The organism is Peribacillus sedimenti (assembly GCF_046237635.1).
Taxonomy (GTDB): Bacteria; Bacillota; Bacilli; order Bacillales; family DSM-1321; genus Peribacillus; species Peribacillus sedimenti.
In genome coordinates, this window is the sequence record NZ_CP143547.1 from 1697716 (window position 1) to 1722649 (window position 24934).

Consider the following 24934-nt stretch of genomic DNA (forward strand, 5'->3'; position numbering starts at 1 on the left):
TGCCAGATTGCTGGTGTAAATGTTTTCAGGTTGGGTGTGATCTGTCTGCTCAGGGTGATTTCCGCGGTTTCTCTGGGACATCTTGCGCAGGACAGTTGATACTGATATATCTACCAATTGAAGGGGGAACAAGATGAAGAAACTATTGGCGCTACTGATATCTGCAGTTATGGTTTTTGTACTTGCCGCGTGTACGGCAAGTGAGGATGCCGGATCAGAAAAGAAATCATCCTCAAATGATGGGAAAAAGGAAGAAAAGGTTTTGAAGTTGAACAATGGGGCCGAACCGACGTCATTCGATCCTCCGATCGGCTTTGACTCGGTTTCCTGGAATGCTTTAAATAACTTGATGGAAGGCTTGACCCGTCTTGATGAAAATCACGAGCCGCAGCCTGCGACTGCCGAGAAATGGGATATTTCTTCCGATAAGAAAACATATACATTCCATATCCGCAAAGACGCAAAATGGTCAAATGGAGATGATGTAACTGCGAATGACTTTGTGTTTGCCTGGAAGAGGCTTTTGGATCCAAATACGGCTTCCTCAGCCGCTTTTCTTGGATACTTTATCGAAGGAGGAGAAGCGTATAATCTTGGCGAAGGGTCTGCCGATCAGGTAGCGGTCAAGGCTGTCGATGAAAAAACGTTCGAAGTCAAGCTCACCAGTCCGCAGGCATATTTCCTGAGCGTGATCACCAACCCGGCATTTTTCCCGATCAACGAGAAGGTTGCAAAGGAAAATCCTAAGTGGTTTGCAGAGTCGGATTCTTTCGTGGCAAATGGCCCATTCCAGCTTTCAGACTGGACACATGATGAAAAGTTTGTCATGACAAAGAACAAAAACTACTGGGATGCCAAAAATGTGAAGCTCGATAGAGTCGAATGGGCAATGGTTGATGATACGAACACAGAATACCAGATGTACCAGACCGGAGAGCTGGATACTTCCGATGTACCTTCTGAAATGGCGGACCAGCTGCTTAAAGAAGGAAAAGTGAAGGTGGAGGATCAGGCCGGCGAATACTTCTATCGTATGAATGTAAATAAAGAGCCATTCCAGAATGTGAACATCCGTAAAGCGTTCGCGATGGCTGTCAATCAGCAGGAGCTAGTGGAATTCGTTACGAAAAACCAGGAAAAGCCTGCATATGGATTTGTTTCTTACGGATTCAAGGATCCGGAAGGCAATGATTTCCGTGAAAAAAGCGGAGACTTGATCAAAACGAATGTAGAGGAAGCAAAGGCTTTATTGGAAAAAGGGATGAAGGAAGAAGGCTATAAGAAGCTTCCTCAGGTTACCTTGACATACAGTACGGATGATGTGCATAAAAAGATTGCAGAAGCATTGCAGCAAATGTTCAAGAAAAACCTGAATGTTGATGTGAAGCTCGCCAATATGGAAGCAAGCGTTTTTGCTACAGAGCAGAAGGCACTGAAATTCCAGTTATCCAGAAGCTCGTTCCTTGCCGACTATGCTGACCCAATCAACTTCATGGAAAACTTCCAAACCGGACATTCCATGAACCGTACCGGCTGGAGCAACAAAAAATTCGATCAGTTGATCAAGTCTGCTAAAAATGAATCAGATGAGAAGAAACGTTATGACATGATGTACCAGGCAGAAAAAATTCTATTTGATGAGGCTCCGATTATTCCATTGCATTTCTATAACCAAGTGTACCTGCAAAGTGACAAGGTTAGCGGAATTGTCCGCCACCCTGTCGGCTACCTGGAATTAAAATGGGCTGATAAGAAGTAAACAAAAAGGGAAAAGGGGGTGTTCCTTGGAACATCCCTTTTTCAGCTAAGGGGGTTTTTTAAGATGATTGTAACACCTAAACGTTTGGAACAGGGAGATACAGTCGGGGTCATCGCCCCGGCAAGCCCGCCGGATCGAACCAATGTGGAACGGGCCCTGGGTTTTCTTGAGTCCCTGGGTCTGAAGGTAAAGCTGGGTGAACATATTTGGAACAAAAACGGCTACCTCGCCGGTACGGATAAGGAGCGACTTGAGGACCTGCATGGCATGTTTGCCGATCAAGAAGTGAAAGCAATATTTTCAGCATGCGGCGGATACGGTACGGCACGACTTGCTTCACAAATGGATTATGGCCTGATTAGGAGCAACCCGAAAATTTTATGGGGCTACAGTGATATAACTTTCTTACATAATGCGATCCATAAAGAAACGGGACTGGTTACATTCCACGGTCCCATGCTAAGTTCGGACATTGGAAAAGGGGATGCTCATCCGCTATCAAAAAAACTGTTCCATCAACTGTTTGAGCCGAATGAATTGATCTATACCGAGGAATTTTCTACCCTTGAAGCAATGGTGGAAGGAAAGGCGGAGGGAGCGCTGACAGGAGGGAATCTTTCGCTCCTTACCAGTACGCTTGGAACCCGGTTTGAAGTAGAAACGAATGATAAGCTTCTCTTGATCGAAGATATAAATGAAGAGCCAAGGGCTGTTGACAGGATGCTTAACCAGCTATTCATGGCGGGAAAGCTTCAGGCAGCTGCCGGGATTTTGGTAGGCGATTTCAATAATTGTGTCCCCGATCGGCCGCAGTCCCTGACGCTTGATGAGGTGCTCAACCATTATATCCATCTGGCAGGAAAACCTGCTTTGAGAGGATTTAAAATCGGACATTGCTCACCGCATATTTCCGTTCCTTTGGGGGTCCACGCTGAGCTTGATACGTATCAAAAACAAGTCAGGATACAGCCGGGAGTCAGCTAATTAGAGATAACCAGAAAGAAAAGGTGAGAGGAATGAAGATTGAGAATGTGCAAACCTACCGGGTTTCTGTCCCGTTAATCAAGCCGTTTAAAACAGCGCTTAGAACCGTGGAAAGGGCAGAATCCATTTTTGTCAAAATATCCTGCGATAATGGCATTGCAGGCTGGGGAGAAGCGCCGCCAACATTGGTGATTACCGGGGACAGTCTGGCCGGAATCGAAGCAGCAATAATCGGTGTGCTGAAACCAGCTCTTATCGGGAAGCACATTGTTCACTTCGAGTCTCTTTTCCAGGACATGAAAACCATTCTGGTGGGGAATTCGAGTGCAAAGGCGGCTGTCGATATGGCCATCTATGACTGCCTGGCACAGCATTGCAGCCTGCCGCTGTACCAGCTTCTTGGCGGACATAAGAATCAGCTGGAAACGGATTTTACAGTTAGCGTCAATAGTCCGGCGGAGATGGGAGAAGATGCAGCAGGCTATATCAGCCAGGGATTCAATGTGCTGAAGGTCAAGGTAGGAAAGGACGATATTTCAACGGATATGGAGCGGATCCGCACCATTCGCCATCGGGTTGGCCCGGAAGTCAAGATCCGTCTTGACGCGAACCAGGGCTGGAGCCCGAAGGATGCGGTGAGAGCCATTAGGAGGATGGAGGATGCCGGCCTTGATATCGAGCTTGTGGAGCAGCCGGTAAAAGCTGAGGACATCGAGGGACTCAAACAGGTTACAGATCATGTGGAAACCTTGATCATGGCAGATGAGAGTGTTTTTACCCCTAAACAGGCACTCCAGGTATTAAAAACGAGAAGTGCCGATTTGATCAATATAAAATTGATGAAAGCGGGCGGAATCTACCAGGCACAAAACATCAATGCAATCGCCGAGGCATGCGGCGTTGAATGCATGGTCGGAAGCATGATTGAAACTAAGCTTGGCATAACTGCAGCGGCCCATTTTGCAGCTTCAAAGAAAAACATCACCCGTTTTGACTTCGATGCGCCGCTAATGCTGGCAGAAGATATTATTGATGGCGGCATTCAATATGACGGAAGGAACATTACGATTCCTGATTCTCCAGGATTGGGAATCCGCCAAGTGGACATAAAAGGGGGAAACACGATTGCCAACCAGCAATAAATATGTAGTCAATGTCCCTGTGGCAACATTATGGACGAAGCCTGAGTCAGCCAGGGACATTGATAAAGAAGCAACCACAAAACCATTGAACATAGAAGCATGGCTGACAAAAATGGATTATGATAACAGGCTCGATTTATGTGAGGCGAACAGGGTACAATCCCAGGTATTGTTCGGCCAGGCGGTGCAGGTGCTGGAAGAGAGCGGTGTGTGGGCAAAGGTGGTTGTCCCCGAGCAGCCGTCTAAAAAAGACGAACGCGGCTACCCCGGGTGGATTCCAGTCTGCCAATTAACGCCTGACGCTGATTGGGATCTTGCAAACGGTCCTGTTGCGGTGGTCAATAGCGGCAAAGCCATCCTTTATTCGAGCGGCAGGGAGCCTGTTATGGAACTGAGCTACCAGACCATTCTTCCGTTACAGGAAAAAGGCAGTGAATATATTACTGTTAAAACACCGGACGGCATAGGATTGCTTAAAGCGGAAGATGTGTCTATGAGGACAGGCATTGATAATAGGAGAAAAGGGAATGGCCAGGATATCGTCGAGGCCGGCAAGCAGTTTTTAGGATTGCCCTATCTCTGGGGCGGCATGAGCTCATATGGCTATGATTGCTCTGGCTTCAGCTATTCCGTATGCCGGGCTAATGGGTATACGATTCCGCGGGATGCCCATGAACAGGCTGATGCAGGAGCCGAGATTGAACTAGACAAAATCCAGCCTGGTGACCTCTTATTCTTTGCCTACGAAGATGGAAAAGGGAGTATCCATCATGTCGGTATTTATTATGGAGACGGGAAGCTTTTACATTCCCCAAAAACAGGAAAAACAGTGGAGATCATTGACCTAGAGGGCACGATTTATGAAAAGGAGCTTTGCGCAGCAAGCCGTTATTGGCAAGAGACGGAGGAATAAAACATGGAAAAAGAAGTCCTTTTGGAAGTAGATGGCCTGAAGAAGCATTTCACTCTCGGAAAACATGAAATATTAAAAGCGGTGGACGGCATATCCTTTAAGGTGCACAAAGGAGAAACCTTCGGGATTGTAGGCGAGTCTGGCTGCGGAAAGTCGACCGCTGGGCGTACAATCATAGGATTATATGATCGTACGGAAGGCAAGGTCGTTTTTGAAGGGAAGGATGTCCATACCCTGACCGAGAAGCAGAAATTCGTCTTTCGCAAGAACATGCAAATGATCTTCCAGGATCCGTATGCATCCTTAAATCCACGCTCTACAGTGCTTGAAATTATATCAGAGCCAATGGAAGTACATGGGCTTTATCAAAATAAAGCAGGCAGAACAAAAAGAGTGTATGAACTGCTGGAGGATGTGGGACTGAATCGGGATCATGCGAACCGGTACCCCCATGAGTTTTCCGGAGGACAAAGGCAGCGCATCGGAATTGCCAGGGCGCTTGCACTTGATCCTCAATTCATCATAGCAGATGAACCGATTTCCGCACTTGATGTTTCGGTGCAGGCACAGGTGGTAAACCTGTTGAAGCGCCTACAGAAGGAAAAAGGATTAACCTACCTTTTCATTGCCCACGACCTTTCCATGGTCAAACAAATCAGCGACCGCATTGCTGTTATGTATTTAGGGCAGATCGTCGAGCTGACGGACAGCAGGCAGCTGTACAATAAACCGCTTCACCCTTATACACAAGCTTTGCTGTCGGCGATTCCGATTCCAGATCCGGATATAGAGGATCAGCGGGAACGAATCATCCTGAAGGGGGAGCTTCCAAGCCCAATCAATCCGCCTAGCGGCTGCGTCTTCAGGACTCGCTGCCCGTATGCAATGGATGTATGTGCACAGGTGAAGCCTGCCTGGATGGAAATAGAGGAAGGCCATTACGCAGCCTGTCACCTTTATGATAAAGATCTGTCCGGAGGCCGGGATTTATCCCAGATGGCTTTGACGAAGTAAAGAGGGTGGGTTCATGAAGCTGTCTATTGTTCAGAAGAAAATAGAAGGAATGCTTGCTGGCTTTAATGGAAGGGCAGCATATAAAATTGAAGCATCCGGTGAAGTGATCGAGCATAACAGCCATGACATCTTCCAATCGGCAAGCACCATCAAGATTCCTATTTTACTAGAAGGTTTTAGACAATCTGAAGCAGGAAAAGTGGAGCTGGATCGCGTAATTGATGTTCCCATGTCGGCGATAGCAGGAGGCTCGGGAGTGCTGCAGTCTCTAAGCAGACACGTCAAAATGACCGTTAAAGACTTGATTGTGCTGATGATCATCGTATCAGACAACACGGCGACGAATATGGTAATTGACCTGCTTGGGCAGGAAAACATCAATAAGGGTATAAAGATCCTTGGGCTCAAGCAGACTGTGCTCCAGCGCCGGATGATGGAATTTGGAGCAATCAACGAGGGAAGGGATAACTTTACATCTGCTGCCGATCTTGTAGCCTGCTTAAAAGCAATCTATGAAGGCGAAATTTTTTCAAATGAAAGCAAAGCAGATATTCTTACGATTTTAAGGCAGCAGAAGTTCTTTGACAAATTGCCGGCCTATATGGATGTGGAAGAGGTGAGCTTCGCTGGGAAATCTGGCGGGCTTGACGGTGTTTCCCATGATTGCGGCATTTTCAAATATAAGGGGCAGATTGCTTATGCGGCTGTGCTGACGGACCGCCTTCCGAACAATGAGGAAGGCAGGAGGCTGATTGCGGATATTGGGAAGATTCTATATGAGCATTTGACTTGTGGGTGATGGGGTGCTCAGTTACACCTGAAAAAGCTTACGCAAGCAAAAGAGTGAGACAACCTTTGATACTTCCTCAAAGTAGGCGCTACGTACACATAAAAAAAACACTGCAGGGAAGATATTCGCCAATAAAATGGAGTTAGGCGGGGGCAAACCAGGCAGTGTTTTTTATTATTTATGTAATACTATTAGATTTTAAGAGCAAAAAACGGCTGGTCAAAGTAAAAAAACTGGTAGAAAAATTTATATTGTAGATACAACAATAATAATTTGCCAGTACTAATTATTTAACTATCTCAATATGACGTTATGATCGAAATAACTGCATTTATGATCGAAAGCTAGCGGTTAATGATCGAAATCGGGGATTTATGCTCGAAATCTTAGTTTTATGCTCTAACCTGAAAACTTATGCTCCAACCTAAAGCCAGTTCCGCAGGACTGCCCTCAATCACACGAGTCTCAAACTAAACATAGTGTTTGTCAGCGACCTTTACACCATTGCGCTTATCAATAGCAGCAAGTCTTATCTTCCAATGCTATATTGTGATAAAGCTAAGCTGCTCCATTCATCTATTTCCCTCGGCTGCATTTTATGGTCAGAAAGCTTCTTCATTGTAGTCACAAAGTCCTCCATAAAGTCCTTAGCGGTTGGGTATTGCCGGAAGTTGCTGCGTTCTGAACCAAACTTGCTTATTATGAGCAGCACTGCTTTCCAGACGATTTCGGCATCTTTCGGTGAAAGCCAAATTACTCCAAACGTTTCTGTAGCACAGTTCACTTTTGGGCAAAGTACCCCGTCATCCCTTAAAAACGGGCTGTGAGCGGCGGCCCAGCAAAAGCCCCATCCGCCATTTTCGTTGTTCTGGGCAAGCCGAAGCTCCATTTTCAAAAATTGGCTGTATTGGGCAGGCTCCTGCAAATAGGTGAGATTATTTTTCTCAATCACTTCTCTTTCCTGCCTGGTTTTGAAATGCCTGGTGTTCAAGAGGAAGGAATATGAGCCGAGCCAGTCCTTTTCATCCATCGTATTTGCCACGAACTTGTTTGGAATGCCGCCGGATGAGTGCCTGGTTATTTCGTAGAAATATAGATCATTGCCCAAAGCTCCTAAATCAATATCTTGTTCGCGTGGCACAATCAGGTACCGTTTATCCAGAAGGGTAGTCGCAACTATCAAATGCTCAAGTTCTGGTTTCCACTCAAGATGTGCCAGTAATTTGCTGTTATATATGCTGCCCTCAGGGACCAAAGCTGAAAGTAGGTCAATGCTGTACAATATAATCTTCACTTCCTGATCACATAAAATGTCATTGTAAAAAACATGCTTACCACATTGTTTCAAGAAATTGCCGTGATTGATAGGATAATAGCAGCCAATCCGACAGCAAAAAACGTAACAGAAGTTTTTACATTACGTCTGAATTTAATGCCATACGTGCAAAAGAATACTGCAGCTGCCAATTTGGAAACAGCTTCAAAATAAGCATGTTCCGAAAAATAAGAACTGCTAAAAACAACTGAAACAAGCAAGGTAGCAATAATCAGTATTTTAAACCACAAAGGCTCTTTTAGGAATTGTTTTACCGTAAATTTCAACCGCTTCATGTGTAAACCTCCCTTCAAATTAAGATAAGGATAAATAACTGGTGCGTAATATAATCGAGTAAGCTTTATAACAATAGGTTTATTATATGTATGGGTCATGGCGATATTGTTAAAAGGGTAAACAAAAGAGAATCCATAAGGATGAGAGTAAAGATAATGTAGTGGAATTAGGCGGTTTATTTTTCCATTTTACTTTAAATCAGTGAGTATGACTATCGTTATGCAGCTGGATTTTAAGAAGATAGGAGAGAATGTTCGAAGGTGAAGAATGAATCCTGGAACGAGATACATGAAAAAAACCCTGCTGGGGCAGGGCCATTTTATGAATCACCATTTAAATGAGGTATAGCTGGCGCCTTTTCTGTATTTCAAGGTTGGATCATTAAACACGTTATCATAAATATGGTTCCAATAATGGTGCGAGTACTTACTTGAGCCATCGATTTTTTTTACTTTCCGCTGAACCCAGCTTAAGTCCAATTTCCGCATTATCTCACCTGCTTTCATGGATTGTATCACAGTATATGCCGCCAGCAAATTATGCGATTGTATATGTCGGCATGAAAGTCAGAAATCGTCAGCTGGAACCTCGATTACCGGAGAATAAAAGAGCCTTTGGCAATCGTATATCTCTAAGAACCAATTTAATTATCCTGGAAGAGTGCAAACTGCCCGTTGACAAAAAAAACCGTGTGCTCCACAAAAGCACACGGCATGTCTATCAAAATCACTTATTAAAACGCCCAATCCCCGTTCCTGAATACAGGTTCTGCGGTTCCGTCTTCTTTGATTCCGTCGATGTCCATTTCAGCAGAACCAACCATGAAATCGACATGTGTAAGGCTCTCATTTAAGCCGTTTTTGGCAAGCTCCTCAGACGACATTTTCTTTCCGCCCTCGATACAGAATGCATATGCGCTTCCGATGGCAAGATGGTTGGAGGCATTTTCATCGAAAAGGGTGTTATAGAATAAGATGTTGGACTGTGAAATTGGGCTGTTATGAGGCACAAGTGCCACTTCACCCAGGTAATGTGATCCTTCGTCTGTTTCTACCAATTGCTTCAGAATTTCCTCGCCCTGTTCTGCCTTAACTTCAACGATTCTTCCTTCCTTGAAGGTTACAGAGAAATTGTCGATGATATTTCCGCCATAGCTTAAAGGCTTGGTGCTGGCAACTGTTCCGTTGACACCTGTTTTGTAAGGCACTGTGAAAACTTCCTCAGTAGGCATGTTTGCCATGAATTCATGGCCGTTTTCATTTATGCTGCCGGCGCCAACCCATAAATGGCTGTCTGGAAGCTCTATGGTAAGGTCAGTCCCCGGTGCTTTGTAATGCAGTTTCTTATAGCGGCGTTCATTTAAATAATGGACCTTTTCATGAAGTGTTTCGTCGTGCTGTCTCCAGGCAGCAATAGGATCCTCTGCATCGATTCTAGTAGCTTTGAAAATGGCGTCCCAAAGCTTTTGTACTCTTTCTTCTTCAGGCAGTTCACTGAATACCATATCCGCCCATGGCTTTGAAGGGACAGCAATGATCGTCCAGCTCACCTTGTCGGATTGAACATATTGGCGGTACTTCTTTAGAGCTGTCCCTGCAGCCTTTTGGAAGGCGGAAATGCGCTCTGATTTAATGCCTTTCAGAAGGTCAGGGCTTGAAGAAATGACGGACATGAAGGCTGCACCTTTTTCAGCAAGCTCGATTTTTTCTTTTGCGCGATGCTCAGGATATTCTGAAAAGACTTCATCAGGTGCTAACTCAAACTTGGTGCGGCTGACGATATCATCACTCCAATTCACGAATACATTGCGTGCTCCTGCCTCATAAGCCTTTCTTACAATCACCCTTACAAGCTCAGCACCATCAAGAGTTGTATCGATATATAGAGTCTGGTCCTTTTGGATATTTACGCCGACCCTGACTGCAAGTTCTGCATATTTTTCTAGATTTGTTTGGAATTCACTCATTATTATGGCTCCTTTTTTCGGAATCTTCATTTTTATTTTAGCCATTGTTCTTTAAAAAAGAAACTTTTTTGGTATCAAACCCAAAAAATATTGCCCAAACCTTTCCTGTATTTATAAAAGGGGTATGATATACTTTTGTTGTAAATATTTGTTACTTCGCCGCCTCCGGTGACTAAGTGTTGTACAAGCGAACACGGAGGACAGGATTTTAAACGTTAAGAGGCTCCAACGCCTAAACTAGATTTATAGACAACAGCATTCCAACTCCAAACATAAAGTGATTAGCATTTTGCAGAAACGGTCTATTAACAGCAGGACAGTGCCTGAGATAAATGGATAGGCAACACGATGCAACACTTAAAATATGTAATCAACAATGTGATATCAAAATCTTAAGCAAATATTTAACAGCATGATTCCATCGCTTAGCGAAAAAATGGAAATTAACAACCGGAAAGTAGTTGATTGTTTTGGCCAAGATCTATGTGCTTGTGTTTCTTGTTATGGTTTCCTGGGGCTTTAATGTGTCAGCGACAAAGATTCTTGTCGATGAATTCTCGCCAGTGACCATGACCGCCTATCGAATTTTTACAGCAGGGGTTGCTGCATTTGTGATTCTGTATTTCTTGAAGCTGGTTCGTCTGCCGACGAAACAGGAGCTGCCTGCAGTTCTGATTGGAGCTATTCTTAATGTAACAGGCCATCATTTTTTCCTGGCAGTCGGGCTTAAGCATACGACTGGAATCAATGGGGGAATCATTCTGGGGTTCGGTCCATTGCTCACCGTTCTATTATCCGTAATGCTGTTGGGATTCAGGCTTACCTTATTCAGGTGTTTAGGTTTTATCATTGGATTTGCCGGGGTGTTGCTTACAGTATTGCACGGAAATGCAGAATTGGAAGGAGTGTCGATGGGTGATGTGGGTGTGTTATTGTCGATTACCTCACAGGCGTTAAGCTTCATTGTCATTAAAAAAGCATCCAGCACCATGGATCCGCGCCTTCTGACTGGATATATGCTTGTGATCGGATCGTTCGGCCTAATGGCTTTGGGGACCGTGATCGAGCCAGATGGTGTTGAAACTCTCGCCAGGGGATCAGCCGCAGCGTACGCGATTTTCTTGGCTGCTGCTGTCATTTCGACGGCTGCCGGCCATATTACATATAATTATGCGATAGGGAAAATAGGGGCAGCCGAAGCTTCGATCTTCTTAAATCTCATCCCATTCTTCTCGTTGGCGGGTGCAGCGCTATTTTTGCATGAAGAAATACAGCCATCCCATCTGGCAGGGCTTGTTTTAATTATTACAGGAGTATCGATTGGTTCGGGAGCCTATAAACATTTTTTTCGGCGGTCGAGAAATAGGGAAGTCTCTTCATAGAGAATAGGCGCTGAAAAATTACATCCATTAGTTTTGAAGTTTTCTATACAGTTACAATAAAAAAGCGCATGGAGACATAAAAGTGTAAATATGACATGTTGCAGTAAGACGCGGAAGACTGGAATCAATATTAAGTGTCTCTTTCAGTTTCCGACAGTTTAACCAGTTTTACATGGTATAGACTGTTCGATTGGATATAGAGAAAAGTGGGTATACATACGATATGTGTGCTTATTTTTTTGCTCTATTAATTTTCTATTCTGGACTATTCAGCTTAAATTATGTGCCCAGAGGGCGTGCAGGAATAGAACATAGATTGTGAAGGAGCATGATAATAGGATGAAAATGGCCGGAATCAGCCTTAAAGCTGTTTTTTTTCTAATGGCCATGATAAAAACCGTCAACGAAAAGGCTGTAGCGACATAATATACATAAAACATGGCATAATGCGTCAGCGGTCCCAAAAATAACGCCAGCACTGAAAACTGGACCAGAAATGCAAAAATGGACATGGAAGCCCATCTTGATCCATTCGTGGATGATATGATGCTTTTAATGGAGAGGAATAATGAAACGATAACTATTGCTGCAAGCAACCATTCATACAGGAAAAACCTTGTTTTGTCGTGTACAGCAAAATAATAGCCGAGAGCGGATAAGGGAATGATCATAAGCAGCAAATAAAGATTTAGTTTAATAGAGTACGTTCCTTTCATCCTTTTTGCCTCCTGCAGAAGCTGCAGATTTGTGCAGTCTTTTAATCAATTTATAAAATTATACCATATTATGTAAATGGAAAGCTTCGATAATTGATTCATTCTGCATGATAACATCGTATGTAAGGGCAATAAAAAAGACCAAATCAAGAAGTGATTCGGTCTGCATAAAGATGACTTACGGTATTGATTTTTGTACTGGAAAAACTTCAGCCAAACCTAAAAGGTACATGAATAGGCTTATTATTTACTATTCGAAGCTATTTCACTTACGAGTTTTTCCGCTGCGCTTCGATAAAGATTGCTCATATGGGCAAGGGAGGAAATGAGCAGGACCCGCTCCAAATAATCAGCATCCCTATCATCTGAGTCTGTAAGCTGCTGTTTGGCGTCATCGAGACGTGCCTGCAGGTTGCTGCTGAAATTCCCGATATTCCAGTCAGTAAGCTGAAGATAGCTGTCATAGAAGCTTTCCAGATCGAAATCCTCTTCGGTGATTTTTTTGTTCAGTTCCTGGAGTGTCTGCTTGATATCATTGATTGACAATGCGCCCTTCAGCTGATAGATCAGGCTAATGAGGATAATATGTTCCTTCGTATATTTTTTATTCTTTATTGGGACAAGCAGCCTTGCTTTTGCATAGTTGTTAATCATCGTTTTGGTAAGGACCTTTTCCTTTGGATCTTCACTGGATAACTTATTTTCAAATAGCTGGATCACCTGGTCCATATATAGGTCGATATCTGGAATGTCATCTAATGTAATCCTATTTTCGAGCCTCATGCTTTCTAGCAATTCATTTACTTTCTCCATGCAAAAACCTCTATTTCTATTAATTGACAATCTCTATCTTATCATTATTTAAATATCTATGCAAATGCTTGACTACTTGTTGTAGTTTAGGATATATTACTATGTAGTTATTAATACTACATAACATAGAAAGAGGCGGTTGTTATGAATCAATTAATCCGAGAACCCATTAATACGTACACACATCTGGCGGGTGCGATCTTGTCCGTTTTAGGGCTGGTTGCCATGGTCACTAAATCTGTGTCAGCCGGTGCGTCTGGGCTGCAGATTAGTGCCCTTATTGTCTTCGGGATCAGTATGATCCTTCTGTATTCGGCATCAACAACGTATCATATGGTCAAAGCAAGTGAGAGGGTTATTGCGTTCCTAAGAAGGATGGACCATTCAATGATCTTTGTCCTGATAGCCGGAACGTACACTCCGTTTTGCTTGATCAGTCTAAACGGGGTAACAGGATGGGTTTTGTTCTCCATTGTAGCCTTTATTGCCGTCTGTGGAGTAGTTTTCAAAATGGTATGGTTCAATTGCCCGAGATGGCTATCGACCGCCCTTTATATCGCCATGGGCTGGATTATCATTTTTGCCAGCACACCTCTGTCGGCCGCAATCAGCCCGAAAGGCATGCTGTTATTGATTGCAGGTGGAGTGATTTATACAATCGGCGGAGTGATTTACGCAATTAAGCCAAAATTCATGAGCTTCAGGAATTGGGGATTTCATGAAATTTTTCATATATACATCTTGTTGGGGAGTCTGGCTCACTTTCTATGTGTATATTTATATGTAATTTAATAGTATAAAATTCTAACATCATAGATTTGTAAGGGGAATTTTGATGACCAAACCAAGAATTGCCTGGATTACAGATACCACTAGTTCTCTTGGCGACGAGTTTATCCAGAAGCATAATATTCATGTGGTACCTTTGCAGGTGATCATTAATCAGCAGTCCTATAAAGAAACAATCGATATTACAGATCAGGAATTTTATGAAAGGATGGAAAAGGAAGAGGGGACATTCCAGTCTTCACAGGCATCCATTGGTGATTTTGCAGATCTGTACAAGCAATTAAAAAATGAATATGATCTGGGAATTGCAATCCATGCATCCAGCGTTCTCACCGGAACCTTCCAGGCTTCAAAAATGGCAGCGGAGATGGAGGATTTCAAGCTATTTGCCATTGATTCGCAAACTGGCTCTTATCCATTATCATTCATGATCAAAAAGGGAGTCGAGCTGGCAGAGCAGGGTATGGAGGCAGAAGGGATTGTCACGGTCCTTGAATCCTACATTGCCCAAACAAGGCTCTATTTGATCCCATCGAACCTTGATCAGCTTCATAAAAGCGGGAGGGTATCCGGCAGCCAAAAGCTCATCGCTTCGCTGTTCAACATAAAGCCCATTTTATCGATTGAAGAAGGGGCAGCCAGGATCAAGGAAAAGGTTAGAAGTGAAAAGAAGGCCATCGCATCCGTCATTTCCATATTAAAAGAAGATATAGAGAGGCGAAAGGTTGATACAGTAGCCATCATCCATGCAAACCGCCCGGACGCAGCTGCGAAAATCGAACAGCATTTGAAGGAAATCATCCCGTCCATCAAGACGGAAATCATTATGCTCATCCCTGTAGCAGGAGTCCACACAGGTGCAGGGACATTGGGCCTTTCCTGGGTAATTGAATAAGGCATGACAAATAGAGCATCGATGCCGGTGCTCTATTTTTGCTTTCTATTGGAATAAGCGAAGGTATGGACCGGTTATTTGGTGAACAGCTGTCTCTGGAATATACGGCATTCTATTCTATTGCCGGCTGTGACAAAAACAAGCGCTGAAGCCTTTAGCAGTTATGGCTAGATATGTAAATTCAGGAGGCTTCAATGGGCAGGCTGTGCATTGGTGAATTCCATGGTGGACAATTTAAGATGGCCGATGACAAATTGATAGGCCTCGGCCATTTCCACTGATAATTCTTCCTCTTTCAATATCAATCTTAAAGCGGCTTCTGTCTCAATCAGCATCTGTAGTCTTGATGGACTCATGTAAAATCTCCTCTCCTGGTCATTTTATTTATCTGAATATCCATTATCGCCGGCTATGAAACTATTTATACGTTCCGAAATGAGGGATATGAATTTTTTTTGGAGGGGGCAATCGGCTTTTCGGGGAGAAGTGCGGGGAGTTTAAATACCGTTCGAATCAATAAGACACTAATCGAGCATTATAAATATCTATTAATATAGTCAAGTTAAAACAAAAACCGCCGGAATGCTCCAGCGGTTTATATCGATTGCCGGATTAACGATCAAGTCCAATCCAGACGCTCTTAACTTCAGTATAGTTGTTAAGTGCATAGGATCCCATTTCGCGGCCAAGACCGGAAGACTTGTATCCTCCGAATGGAGAAGCAGCATCGAATGCGTTATAGCAGTTTACCCATACCGTTCCAGCACGGAGCTTGCTTGCCACATAGTGAGCGTTCGAAATATCGCGTGTCCATAGGCCGGCTGCAAGTCCGTAATCGCTTTCATTTGCACGCTGAATGACCTCATCAAGATCCTCAAACGGCATTGCGGCAATGACTGGACCGAAAATTTCCTCACGGGCAATCGTCATTTCATCTTTAACAGCAGCAAAGATAGTAGGGGAAACAAAGTATCCTTCGTCCTGCGGCTTGCTTCCTCCGACAAGAACCTCGGCGCCTTCGTTCAAACCTTTTTCAATGTATCCAAGTACGCGGTTCTGCTGTTCCTCGGATACGAGAGGACCGATTTGAGTTGACGGATCAAGGCCGGCACCCTGCTTAATGTTTTTCGCATGGGAAACCATATCGGCTACAACATTATCATAGTGCTTTTTCTGGATAAATACACGAGAACCGGCACAGCAAACCTGGCCCTGGTTGAACATGACACCATTCAAAGCACCCGGGATTGCTTTTGAAAAATCAGCATCTGGCAAGATGATATTAGGAGATTTTCCTCCAAGCTCCAATGTTACGCGCTTTAGCGTATTGGACGCGTTTCTCATAATCAATTTTCCTACTTCTGTAGAACCAGTGAATGCGATTTTATCCACCTGAGGGTGGTCAACAAGCGCGGCACCAGCTGTTTCACCAAAACCAGGAACGATGTTTACGACACCGGCAGGGAATCCGGCTTCTTGAATTAACTCTGCTAAGTACAAGGCGGAAAGCGGAGTCTGCTCGGCAGGCTTCAAGACAACGGTACAGCCTGATGCCAGTGCTGCCCCTAGCTTCCACATCGCCATCAATAGCGGGAAGTTCCAAGGGATGATTTGTCCTACAACTCCAACTGCTTCATGACGTGTATAGTTAAAATATTTCCCTGCAACCGGTATTGTCTGTCCTACCATTTTAGTAGACCATCCGGCATAATATCTCATATGTTCAATTGCTAGAGGAATATCCGCATTGGATGTTTCCCCGATTGGTTTCCCGTTATCCAATGTTTCCAGCTGGGCTAATTCTTCTTTATGCTCTTCCATCAGGTCGGCCAGCTTGTACATGAGGCGACTTCTTGCTGCAGCGCTCATTTTGGACCATTTGCCTTCATCAAAGGCAACTCTTGCTGCTTTTACAGCCTTATCGATATCTTCCTTATCAGCCTCATAGACCTCGGCAAGGACTTCCCCAGTAGCCGGGTTTGGAGTTGAAAACGTCTTTTGTGAAACACTTTCCACAAACTCTCCATTAATGAACAGCTTTTTTGGCCCCTGCAAGAATTGCTGCAATTTCTGGCTGGTTTCGAGTGTAAGATTTGTCATAGAATACCCTCCTTAGATAATTGGAAATGGTAGTGAGATTTATGTAAGCGTTCTCATTCTCACCGTTTCTATCATATCTAAAAGACTCTGAATATTCAATTAATAACTTCCGACAAAAAATGTATGAATACTCTAAAAAACTAGCTTTTGATGCAATATACTGTCACAGGATGGTACGGTTCGGATGTGAAAAGCCATGGAATCAAGTATATTTGTCCATGTTTCTATTGAGTGCCCTATCAGCCTATTAATAGAGCGTGGGAAATGAGCGTTTTTGATTTCTTGAAATTTTCTAAACTATTTGCTTATGGTATCCTTGAAGATGACTTGTTTTATTAACAAAATGTATATAAAAAAGGACAGATAGCGCAGATGCAGCGATAAACAACTGTTCATGGCTGGTCTGCCCTGTACATGGAAGGGCGGGGGAAGAACTGTGAGAATACATTATATTCAAAATGACCCTCTGGCGACATTGGGATATATCGAGGAATGGGCAAAAGAAGGGAAGCATTCGTTAACCTGTACGAAGATGTATGAAAATGAAGAGCTTCCTGGCTGTGGCAGCTTTGATCTGCTTATAATACTTGGCGGAAGAATGGGAGCATACCAGGAGAATGAATATCCCTGGCTTATTACTGAAAAGCAGTTTATCCGACAAGCCATTGAGGAAGGCAAATTTGTCCTTGGGATCTGCCTTGGCGTACAGCTGTTGGCAAATGCCCTCGGCAGCAGGGTCTATCCCCATGCACATCAGGAGGTTGGCTGGTGGCCGATCGAGTTGAGCGGTGAAGCATCGGATTTTCCGCTGTTCAACGGTGTCCCAAAATCGTTCGTGGCTTTCGAGCACCACGGCGACACATTCGATCTACCGGCAGGAGCGGTACGCCTTGCATCAAGCAAGGGCTGTACCAATCAGGCTTTTGCTTATGGAGAGAGGGTAGTGGGACTTCAATTTCATCCAGAATTTACAGAAGATGTAATCTGCAGCCTGACGAGTGATCCCGAAAGCCAAGTTGTTCCTGGGGAGTTTACACAGGACCCAGACAGCTGGGGGAATCAGGGTTCCTTGCTGGATGGGGCCAAGTCTGTATTGTTTACAGTCCTGGATAATATAGCCCGAGCAATACAGGCAGCGGTTTAAATGGGTATGCGGAAACGTGCCATACATAATATCAGAAAAAAGGACGTTGTCCAGTAGCTTCTAGAATAAAACAGCAAAAAAAACGGCTTGCGAAGGCAGCCGTTTTTTTGTGACTTAGTGTGCAATCATATATGTAAACATAAATAAAGACAGATGTTGTATCTGTCATGGGGATATGATATGATAAAAAAGATTTTTAAAAACTGATTTTTGTTAAAGGTGTATAGTATCTCTACTATAAATTATACATCTAACAAACCCCGTTGTCAAATATTTTTATACAAAATAGGAATGTTTTTTGTCATGAAGTGTTTGACTGCTGGTTTGGTGATCCTGCGGTGGAAAAGGAGAGATAAGATGAATCGGGAAGAAGAGATTGCTTATGAACAAGGAAGGGTAGACCAGGTTACAAAACAAATTCATAAGGAACTTTCCAGACTATCTGAAGCAATAGGAGAAGCCGGCAAGGATATCTCCCATATCCGCAAAAACTTCTGGGAGGATGTTACCGTAAACGTGGAAAACCCGGATGAAATAGGGGAGACGTTTACGAGCATTAAACAGCAGACGGAGCTGCTGGGCGAACGTGAACGCAGGCAGCGGCATTCGCAGAAGCAGCTCGATCTCTTGAGCCGGCTTTACAGATCTCCTTATTTTGGAAGAATAGACTTTCTGGAATCCAGCGAGCAACGTGCGGACCGAATCTATATTGGTATTGGTTCCTTTTATGATGAAGAATCAGAGTCGTTCCTTATATATGATTGGAGGGCACCGATATCAAGTGTCTATTATGACTATTCAATTGGCCCAGCCTCTTATGAAGCCCCGTTTGGTACGATAGAAGGCATGCTTCAGCTTAAGCGGCAGTTTATAATCAGGAACAGACAAATCGTGAGCGTGTTTGATACAGGTGTGACGATTGGGGATGAGCTGCTTCAGGAGGTACTGGGCAAACAGGCTGATACCCAAATGAAGAGCATCGTTGCTACGATCCAGAAAGAGCAGAACTTGATCATCCGGAATGACCGCAAGAAACTCTTGATTGTCCAGGGAGCTGCGGGAAGCGGGAAGACGTCGGCCGCACTGCAGCGTGTAGCGTATTTACTCTATCGTTATCGAGAAACGCTGCAATCGGAAAATATCCTGCTATTCTCGCCTAACCCCCTGTTTAACAGCTATGTTTCCAATGTCCTGCCTGAACTCGGCGAGGAGAATATGCAGCAGACAACTTTTCAGCAATATATTTATCAGATGCTCCATGAAGATTTTGAATTGGAAACACTATTTGAACAGACGGAATACCTTCTCTCGGCTGAGAATGGACCTGAGCTGGAAGAACGCCTAAAATCGATACATTATAAATCCTCCCTTGATTTCTTAAAAGAGATAGAGGACTATATCGAGATTCTCAAAAAAGGAAAACTTGTCTTTCTTGATATAAAATTCCGCGGGAATACGCTTGTCTCTTCCCGGGATATCTATGACCATTTTTATAGTTTCAGCACTACATTGCCGATCCCAAACCGGATGAAGCTTGTTTCTGAATGGCTTCGGAAGCAACTGCGGGAAGCGGAAAAGAGGGAAGTGAAACAGCCCTGGGTAGAAGAGGAAATTCAATACCTCGATAAAGAGGATTACTTAAAAAGCTATCGCAAGCTCGGTAAGCAAAATACGGATAAAGATGAATCTTTCGATGACTTTGACAGGGAAAGCATGATTCTTGCCTCCATGTTGGTAAAAAAGAGGTTCAGAAAGTTATATAAAGCCATTGAACAGTTAGCCTTCGTAGATATCCCTGCTATCTACCGGAATTTTTTTGCTTTTGGCATGGTTCAAAACCAGCCCGAAGGATGGGATGTGATAAGCAGTCAAACGATTGGGCAGCTTGATCAAGGAAGGCTAAGCTATGAGGATGCAACGCCTTATTTATTTTTAAAGGAACAGATAGAAGGCTTCAGGACGAATACTCTCATACGCCATGTATTCATCGATGAAGCGCAGGATTATTCTCCATTCCAGTATGCCTTCCTGAAAAGATTGTTTCCGCGCAGCAAGATGACGGTGCTGGGAGATATAAATCAATCCATTTTTGCACATGGCACGAAAGAGAGCCTTTACTTCTTGGAAAACCTCTTTGAGGAGGGAGAGACGGAAAGAATTGAATTGCAGAGAAGCTACCGTTCAACCATGGAAATCGTGAAGTTTACTAAGGAATTGCTGCCAGGAGGGGAAAGAATTCAGCCCTTTAACCGAAGAGGGAGCAAACCGGTGGTCATCACCACATCGAATCGGGCAGAACTTCCTGATGCTGCCGAAAAAGCGATAAATGACCTTCGGGAAATGGGGCATGACACGATAGCAGTCATATGCAAAACAGCGGCAGAAAGCGAAGAAGCGCATGGAAAACTGCTGGAACGCCTCCCGGTCCGGCTGGTCGGTACAGGACAAACCGAGTTCGAGGAAGGAGTGGTGGTCATTCCTTCGTATCTTGCCAAAGGGATTGAGTTTGATGCGGTCGTTATTTACGATGCATCAGAAGATGTTTATGGCGAGGAAAGCGACAGAAGGCTTTTCTATACGGCCTGCACAAGAGCCATGCATGAGCTATATATTTGCAGTGCCGGGGAGGTAACTGGATTTATAGCTCATGTGGATCAACAACTGTATGAACGGAGGGACTTCCCGTTCTGACGTAACACATCGAAATTTCATTCGATCTGTATATATTTAAAAAACCAGAGAGGCGGCGCTTCTCTGGTTTTTGTTTCCTGTTTTTCATCCTGCTTGCAGCAGGAATTTCTTGAAATCATTCGTAGGAAGCGGCTTGCTGAAGAGATAGCCCTGACCTTCCAGACATTTCATACTTTGCAGATAGGTCAGCTGCTGTTCGTCTTCAATTCCTTCAGCCACCACCTCGAGATTCAGGTGGTTTGCCATGGACAGGATCAAAGAAACGATGGCTTTGCTGTCCTCGTTGTTCGACAGATCCATGATGAAAGACTTATCGATTTTTACCTTATCAATAGGGAGGCGTTTAATATAGCTAAGGGAGCTGTAGCCTGTCCCAAAATCATCGATGCTAATCTTGATCCCCATATCTCTAAGGGCATGAAGCCTGGAGATAATCGCAGGATTTTGGTCGAACATGATGCTTTCCGTGATTTCTATTTCCAGTAAATGCGGGGGAATTTCGTACCTGTCCATATGTTCCTGGAACTTCTCGACGATATCCTCCTGATAGAAATGCTTCTGTGACAAGTTGATCGCAACAGGAATTTGCTTTGATTCCTTTGTCCATTCCTGAAGCTGGCTGCATACTTTTTCAAATACGATATTTTCAATCTCGATAATAAGGCCATTTTCTTCCGCTACCGGTATGAACTCGAACGGGGCTACCATTCCCCTGGCTGGATGATTCCAGCGTACAAGCGCTTCGGCCCCTGATAAATGCCCTGTGTCCAGAGTGATCTTTGGCTGGTAATGAACCTCGAATTCCTTATTCCCAATAGCCTTGCGAAGCTCGTTTCCGAGCATGAATTTCCTTTTTGAAACCTCGGCAATCTCTTCGGAAAACATTTTAAAATTGTTTTTTCCGCTCTTCTTTGCAGAATACATGGCGGTATCCGCGTATTTAATTATTTGTTCCTTATCTGTGCCATGGACTGGATACATCGCCCCGCCTAGGCTTGCTGTTATGTAATATTCATTCTTGCCGACGGAAAATGGCTGCCTGATCTGTTCCACAATCCTGTCAGCCAAGGATTCAATTTGGATCGTATCATCGATTCCCGGCAAGAGGATGGCAAATTCATCGCCGCCCAACCTTGCGTAAACGGAATCCGAAGGAAGGCAGGAACTAATTCTCGCCACTGCTTCTACGAGTATTTCATCTCCGAAGGAATGTCCAAATAGATCATTCAGTTCTTTAAAGCGGTCCAGGTCCAGATATAAAACAGAAAATTCAGCTTCCAGCTCGCTTAATTTTTCCAAGAGCGCCCGTCTAGTGTAAAGCCCGGTCATCTCGTCATGGTATGCAAGATATGTAATTTTGTCCTGAACGGTTTTGGCTTCAGTTATATCCTGTACGATCCCATAAACGCCCTTTACTTTTTCATTGCACCACATGGGGATGGAGGTGATCCGTACTTCGTGTCTATTTCCATTCGTATTTTTTAACGTCAGCTCAAATGTATTGGCATTCCCTTTTAATGTATCGTTGAATGCGGATTGAGCGCTGTGCACATCATTAGGTATGATGAAATCGTAAATATGCTTATGGATTAGCTCGTTTTCCTGGAGCAGGGTAAAGCTTGTACATTCCTGGTTTGCACTCAGGAAACGGCCGTCTTCATCCAGCAGGAAAACCGGATTTGGATGATGCTTGAATAAGGCATCATGGTTATGCTGCTGCTCTTCATACCTTTTCTCCTGCTCGAAGAATTGCTTTTCGCGCAAAAGGTCCGGAAGCAGGAATAAACAGGATAAAATAAGTAATTGAATACAGTAAGGAATGAAAATAACAACCTCACTATCATTAAAGAAAAGGGAATCAACATCCGCCACTGACAAAATCATCAAATAGGGCAGGCTTGCTATGGAAATGCCTATGACTGCAGAGCCCGAAAGACGCCATAAATGAGTGATCCGGTTTTTCGCTTCAATTCTGAATTGAGAAAAATAGCGGAGGCTAGCCATACTCACAGCCGCTATCAAGATATAATTCAAGATGACCTGATACAGTTTCACATCGCTGTCATTTTGAAAAAGATAGTAGGCGCCCGCGAATTCTGCGCTGCCGATCACCAGGCAAAGGGACACTATCAGTGCAGGAAAATAAGAGCCTGGCAGCATGCCCCTCTTTCCGATCAGCTGTAAAGAAAGGTAGCAGTACATTCCGAAAATAAGGGCATGAAAAATAGCATAATAGATGGCCGCTTTTTCTGAGTATTGATAATGAAACGATAAAGTAACAAATACATGGCTGATGAAAAAACTGGCTCCTACCTTGATGGAGCGTTTCAGCACTGACTCTGATCCGCTGCTCGCGGCATCCATCCGGTCATTGAGAAATAGATAGCTTGCGGCTATGGAGAATACGATGGCCGCTGCCAGGAAAAAAATATTGATAACAAACACTCCTTACTAAGAAGACAGACTATTTATGGGCGGTTTTTTCTAAGCTGCAAGCAAACTGCGATTACAACACCATAATGTACGTATTGAGGGTTAAAATTAACAATATTGTAACATATTATGAAAATATTCGTCTCGACAATTTTAGGCATATTACACCGTTTTCAAAAAGAAGTGGAATGTTGCGCAAAAAATGTTAAAATTATGGCGGAAATGTGAAGGATTAGTGCCGGAAGCCGGCCGCATCACTGACATTTTTATACATATTCAATACTGGAGGGCTGTATGGCAGACACAACTTCAAAAACGTTGTCAGAAAGAAAGCTGCTTGGGATAGCAGGACTAGGATGGATGTTTGATGCCATGGATGTGGGCATGCTTTCGTTCATCGTTGTAGCGCTCGCTGCAGAATGGAATCTTACGTCAGAAAGTGTCGGATGGATTGGCAGTGTCAACTCCATTGGCATGGCAGCAGGAGCCCTGTTGTTTGGAGTACTGGCTGACAGGATCGGCAGAAAATCCGTTTTTATCGTTACCTTGCTTTTATTTTCCATTGGGAGCGGCTTATCGGCTGCAGTCAGTTCCTTTGCATTATTTCTAATATTGCGCTTTTTGATCGGCATGGGTCTCGGAGGGGAGCTACCTGTTGCCTCCACGCTTGTGTCCGAAAGCGTAGCAGCGGAAAAAAGGGGACGAGTCGTAGTCTTGCTGGAGAGTTTTTGGGCGGCTGGATGGATCATCGCAGCATTGATCTCCTATTTCGTAATCCCGGAATACGGCTGGAGAATCGCTTTGCTTTTGAGTGCCGTCCCAGCCTTGTATGCACTTTACCTGCGCTTAAACTTGCCTGATTCACCAAGGTTCACTAAAAAGAAAAAAACATCCGTACTAAAAAACATGCAAAAGGTTTGGGCCAAGGAGCATAGCCGAAACACTGCAATGCTATGGATTCTCTGGTTTTGTGTCGTGTTTTCCTATTATGGGATGTTCCTGTGGCTTCCAAGCGTCATGTCAATGAAGGGATTTAGCTTAATTAAAAGCTTTCAATATGTATTGATCATGACCCTTGCACAGCTCCCTGGTTATTTTACGGCAGCATGGTTTATCGAAAAGATCGGAAGAAAGTTTGTCCTGGTTACCTATTTGATAGGAACAGCGATAAGTGCCTATTTCTTCGGGTCCGCTGAAAGTCTGCCGATGCTTATTACATCAGGCATGTTCCTTTCCTTCTTCAATTTGGGAGCGTGGGGTGCGCTTTATGCATACACGCCTGAACAATATCCTGACGCTATACGCGGCACTGGTGCCGGCATGGCGGCTGCCATTGGAAGAGTGGGCGGTATCCTCGGACCTCTCCTCCTAGGTTATTTGGTCGCCAGGGACATATCGATTTCGGCAATCTTTACGATCTTTACGGTAGCTGTGCTGATCGGTGCGTTTTCCGTATTATTGCTGGGAAAAGAAACGAAGAATACCGAGCTTGCTGAATAGGGCCCTCAATTGATTATCAGGCGGCGTGCTGCGAGCTGTTAAAGAGCATAAGTACTAACGCAGGAAATAGAAGTATCCATTTGCTCATAACTTTATATTCAGACATATAGTGAGGCTGAGCAGGAAGCAGACTTCGAGCATAAAAACTGGATATCGAGCATAAATTCGTATATCGAGCATAAAAAAGGATATTTCGCGCATGACTGGCCGGATTTCGCTCATAAAACCGGATATATCGTTCATACATTCAGCAAATCCTATGCTGGAACTCTCCAAATTCAATTTTTATGG

Annotated in this window: 20 protein-coding genes; 12 read left to right on the forward strand and 8 right to left on the reverse strand. The window is 44.0% G+C overall.

What is annotated here, in order from left to right:
- Positions 1 to 133: 133 nt before the first annotated feature.
- From V1500_RS08385 to V1500_RS08410, 6 genes are all read left to right on the forward strand, one after another.
- Positions 134 to 1759 carry a peptide ABC transporter substrate-binding protein gene (locus V1500_RS08385; RefSeq protein WP_409305111.1) on the forward strand — a complete coding sequence of 542 codons (1626 nt, stop codon included), beginning with the start codon at positions 134 to 136 and terminating at the stop codon, positions 1757 to 1759.
- 63 nt (positions 1760 to 1822) lie between these two features.
- Positions 1823 to 2743, forward strand: a complete 921-nt coding sequence (locus tag V1500_RS08390; RefSeq protein ID WP_409305112.1) for an LD-carboxypeptidase — start codon at positions 1823 to 1825, stop codon at positions 2741 to 2743.
- Between the two features lie 32 nt (positions 2744 to 2775).
- On the forward strand, positions 2776 to 3885 hold the full coding sequence (locus V1500_RS08395) for a mandelate racemase/muconate lactonizing enzyme family protein (protein ID WP_409305113.1): 1110 nt from the start codon (positions 2776 to 2778) through the stop codon (positions 3883 to 3885).
- Entirely contained in the window at positions 3869 to 4798 is a 930-nt protein-coding gene (locus tag V1500_RS08400; RefSeq protein WP_409305114.1) for an NlpC/P60 family protein, read from the forward strand. Before V1500_RS08395 ends, V1500_RS08400 begins: the two co-directional genes overlap by 17 nt.
- A 3-nt stretch (positions 4799 to 4801) precedes the next feature.
- Positions 4802 to 5812, forward strand: coding sequence for an ABC transporter ATP-binding protein (locus V1500_RS08405; protein WP_409305115.1), 1011 nt, complete (start codon positions 4802 to 4804; stop codon positions 5810 to 5812).
- 13 nt (positions 5813 to 5825) lie between these two features.
- Positions 5826 to 6611, forward strand: a complete 786-nt coding sequence (locus tag V1500_RS08410; RefSeq protein WP_409305116.1) for a serine hydrolase — start codon at positions 5826 to 5828, stop codon at positions 6609 to 6611.
- 520 nt (positions 6612 to 7131) lie between these two features.
- On the opposite strand, the gene V1500_RS08415 is transcribed toward V1500_RS08410, so the two are convergent.
- The 3 genes from V1500_RS08415 to V1500_RS08425 form a co-directional block, all read right to left on the reverse strand.
- Positions 7132 to 7896, reverse strand: coding sequence for a hypothetical protein (locus V1500_RS08415; protein ID WP_409305117.1), 765 nt, complete (start codon positions 7894 to 7896; stop codon positions 7132 to 7134).
- A gap of 50 nt (positions 7897 to 7946) precedes the next feature.
- Complete coding sequence (locus V1500_RS08420; RefSeq protein WP_409305118.1) at positions 7947 to 8213, reverse strand: hypothetical protein; 267 nt, start codon at positions 8211 to 8213, stop codon at positions 7947 to 7949.
- Between the two features lie 734 nt (positions 8214 to 8947).
- Positions 8948 to 10180 (reverse strand): aminopeptidase, encoded by a 1233-nt coding sequence (locus tag V1500_RS08425; protein WP_409305119.1) that lies wholly within the window; start codon positions 10178 to 10180, stop codon positions 8948 to 8950.
- A 470-nt stretch (positions 10181 to 10650) separates the two neighbouring features.
- Between V1500_RS08425 and V1500_RS08430 the strand changes: the two genes are divergently transcribed.
- Positions 10651 to 11562, forward strand: a complete 912-nt coding sequence (locus V1500_RS08430; protein WP_409305120.1) for a DMT family transporter — start codon at positions 10651 to 10653, stop codon at positions 11560 to 11562.
- Positions 11563 to 11831: 269 nt separating this feature from the next.
- Here V1500_RS08430 and V1500_RS08435 read toward each other — a convergent pair whose 3' ends face one another.
- A complete protein-coding gene (locus V1500_RS08435) occupies positions 11832 to 12278 on the reverse strand; it encodes a hypothetical protein (protein WP_409305121.1) in 447 nt (148 codons plus the stop codon).
- Between the two features lie 243 nt (positions 12279 to 12521).
- Positions 12522 to 13091, reverse strand: a complete 570-nt coding sequence (locus tag V1500_RS08440; protein ID WP_409305122.1) for a DUF1836 domain-containing protein — start codon at positions 13089 to 13091, stop codon at positions 12522 to 12524.
- 144 nt (positions 13092 to 13235) lie between these two features.
- Here V1500_RS08440 and trhA point away from each other — a divergent pair, with 144 nt between their 5' ends.
- Positions 13236 to 13883: a PAQR family membrane homeostasis protein TrhA gene (gene trhA / locus V1500_RS08445; RefSeq protein WP_409305123.1), complete on the forward strand. Its 648-nt coding sequence runs from the start codon at positions 13236 to 13238 to the stop codon at positions 13881 to 13883.
- A 43-nt stretch (positions 13884 to 13926) separates the two neighbouring features.
- Complete coding sequence (locus V1500_RS08450) at positions 13927 to 14775, forward strand: DegV family protein (protein ID WP_409305124.1); 849 nt, start codon at positions 13927 to 13929, stop codon at positions 14773 to 14775.
- A gap of 191 nt (positions 14776 to 14966) precedes the next feature.
- Here V1500_RS08450 and V1500_RS08455 read toward each other — a convergent pair whose 3' ends face one another.
- Positions 14967 to 15131 carry a hypothetical protein gene (locus tag V1500_RS08455; RefSeq protein ID WP_409305125.1) on the reverse strand — a complete coding sequence of 55 codons (165 nt, stop codon included), beginning with the start codon at positions 15129 to 15131 and terminating at the stop codon, positions 14967 to 14969.
- 256 nt (positions 15132 to 15387) lie between these two features.
- Positions 15388 to 16875: an aldehyde dehydrogenase family protein gene (locus V1500_RS08460; RefSeq protein WP_409305126.1), complete on the reverse strand. Its 1488-nt coding sequence runs from the start codon at positions 16873 to 16875 to the stop codon at positions 15388 to 15390.
- Between the two features lie 436 nt (positions 16876 to 17311).
- Here V1500_RS08460 and V1500_RS08465 point away from each other — a divergent pair, with 436 nt between their 5' ends.
- Together V1500_RS08465 and helD are read left to right on the forward strand one after the other, a co-directional pair.
- Positions 17312 to 18019 carry a type 1 glutamine amidotransferase gene (locus V1500_RS08465; RefSeq protein WP_409305127.1) on the forward strand — a complete coding sequence of 236 codons (708 nt, stop codon included), beginning with the start codon at positions 17312 to 17314 and terminating at the stop codon, positions 18017 to 18019.
- A gap of 357 nt (positions 18020 to 18376) precedes the next feature.
- Complete coding sequence (gene helD, locus V1500_RS08470) at positions 18377 to 20710, forward strand: RNA polymerase recycling motor HelD (RefSeq protein ID WP_409305128.1); 2334 nt, start codon at positions 18377 to 18379, stop codon at positions 20708 to 20710.
- Between the two features lie 84 nt (positions 20711 to 20794).
- Here helD and V1500_RS08475 read toward each other — a convergent pair whose 3' ends face one another.
- Positions 20795 to 23155: an EAL domain-containing protein gene (locus tag V1500_RS08475; protein WP_409305129.1), complete on the reverse strand. Its 2361-nt coding sequence runs from the start codon at positions 23153 to 23155 to the stop codon at positions 20795 to 20797.
- Positions 23156 to 23437: 282 nt separating this feature from the next.
- Here V1500_RS08475 and V1500_RS08480 point away from each other — a divergent pair, with 282 nt between their 5' ends.
- On the forward strand, positions 23438 to 24643 hold the full coding sequence (locus V1500_RS08480; RefSeq protein WP_409305130.1) for an MFS transporter: 1206 nt from the start codon (positions 23438 to 23440) through the stop codon (positions 24641 to 24643).
- Positions 24644 to 24934 lie beyond the last annotated feature (291 nt).